Below are 384 nucleotides of genomic sequence, written 5' to 3'. Positions count from 1 at the left end.
GAAATTTTAAAGCCAATAATTTCACGCTGTCTAAGTTCATTGATACCCATTGCGGTGTAAACACCCTTGGATACTATTTTATTATTCTCTCTAACTTTTATATACATAGCATCAACAAACACATACTTATATTGATGATTCGTAATGGGTCTACTCGCCCATTCTTGAATATTAGGATCTATATTTTTCATTACTTCAGAAATCGTTGATTTCGATACAGATTCCCCTGATAAAGCCTCGACAATCTTCGTGATATTCCGAGTTGAAACACCATTAATATAAGCTTCCATCATGGCTAAAATAAGAGATTGATCAGAGCGTGTGTACTGTTCGAAAACGTCAGTTGTAAACTCACCATCACGTGTTCTAGGCACTTTTAGATGA

Annotated in this window: 1 protein-coding gene; it reads right to left on the bottom strand. The window is 35.2% G+C overall.

Translation table 11 applies throughout. The features are described 5' to 3' along the window. Positions 1-384 (bottom strand): transposase (locus tag CD129_RS11635; protein WP_218585272.1); only part of this gene is annotated, 384 nt, incomplete at both ends.

Origin of the sequence: Mammaliicoccus fleurettii, from assembly GCF_003970575.1 — a bacterium.
GTDB classification, from domain to species: Bacteria; Bacillota; Bacilli; order Staphylococcales; family Staphylococcaceae; genus Mammaliicoccus; species Mammaliicoccus fleurettii.
The sequence above is the reverse complement of the archived record's forward strand: the minus strand, read 5'-3'. Positions and strand labels throughout refer to the sequence as shown.